This window comes from Anaeromassilibacillus senegalensis (assembly GCF_001261775.1).
Taxonomy (GTDB): Bacteria; Bacillota; Clostridia; order Oscillospirales; family Acutalibacteraceae; genus Anaeromassilibacillus; species Anaeromassilibacillus senegalensis.
The window spans coordinates 1-1,415 of sequence record NZ_LN868527.1; the positions used below are offsets into that span (position 1 = coordinate 1).

Annotated in this window: 1 protein-coding gene; it reads left to right on the forward strand. The window is 64.1% G+C overall.

Annotated features, from left to right (window positions below; translation table 11 throughout):
* Window positions 1–101 precede the first annotated feature (101 nt).
* On the forward strand, window positions 102–1,415 hold a 1,314-nt coding region (gene infB / locus BN2106_RS00005), incomplete at its 3' end, for a translation initiation factor IF-2 (protein WP_278275337.1).

The window sequence follows — 1,415 nt, forward strand, 5'->3', positions numbered from 1 at the left end:
AAGGCCTCGGAATAGTCGGCGGGCGCATAGGCATATTCCCCACCCGGGATGTCCGGGTACAGCATATATCCCAGGCTGACCAGAGGTGTAAAAGAGACAGCGTGCGCCCCGCGCCGACCCAGCCGCAGGCGCAGCAGCAGAGAAAGTCCACGCCGATCCCGCCGAACCGTCCCATGCAGACCGGCGCGCCGAACACCACCAACGTCAAGCGCGGCGAGGGCCGCGTGGTGGATACCCGCGCCTCCCATGTGGAGCTGGATAAATACAACGAGAAATACGACCGCCTGGCCTCCGAAAAGGTCAAGACGGAGAATATCGTGCAAAAACAGAAGATCACGCAGCGCAGCAGCCAGTACCGCGGCAGGCCGCGCAACGCCCGCCGCGAGACAGAGGCCGAGCGTCTGCGCCGTATCGCGATGGAGCGCAAGGCGAAGCCGCTGACCGTCTCCATTCCCGAGGAAATCACGGTCAGCGAATTGGCATTGCGTTTGAAGGCGACCGCCGCGGAGGTCATTAAAAAGCTGATGGCGAACGGCGTGTTTGCCGCCGTCAACGATACCGTCGACTTTGACACCGCTTCCCTGATCGCGCTGGAATTCCACGCGAAGGTGGAAAAGGAAGTCGTCGTCACCATCGAGGAACGCATTATTGACGACAGCGAGGATAACGACGAGAACCTTGTGCCGCGCGCGCCGGTCGTCGTCGTCATGGGCCACGTCGACCACGGCAAGACCTCCCTGCTGGACGCGATCCGCCACGCGAATGTCACGGAATCCGAGGCGGGCGGCATCACCCAGCACATCGGCGCATACCGCGTGAAGATCGACGAACGCGACATCACGTTCCTGGATACCCCCGGCCATGCGGCGTTTACCACCATGCGCGCCAGAGGCGCACAGGTGACGGACATCGCCGTGCTGGTCGTCGCGGCGGACGATGGCATCATGCCGCAGACGATTGAGGCGATCCACCACGCGAAGGCGGCGGGCGTCTCCATCATCGTGGCGATCAATAAAATGGATAAACCCGGCGCGAACCCGGACCACGTGCTCCAGCAGCTCACCGAGCACGAGCTGGTGCCGGAGGCCTGGGGCGGCGACACGCCCTGTGTCCCCGTTTCTGCCAAGAAGCGGGAGGGCATCGACGACCTGCTTGAGATCATCGCGCTGGTCGCCGATATGAAGGAACTAAAAGCCAACCCGGACCGCGCCGCGAAGGGCACGGTCGTCGAGGCAAGGCTGGATAAAGGCCGCGGCCCGATCGCGACCATTTTGGTGCAGAACGGCACGCTTCGCACCGGCGACATCGTGGTTGCGGGCACGGCGGTTGGCCGCGTGCGCGCCATGACCGACGAAAACGGCCGCCGCATTGAGGCGGCGGGCCCGTCCGTCCCGGTGGAGATCACCGGCCTGGAC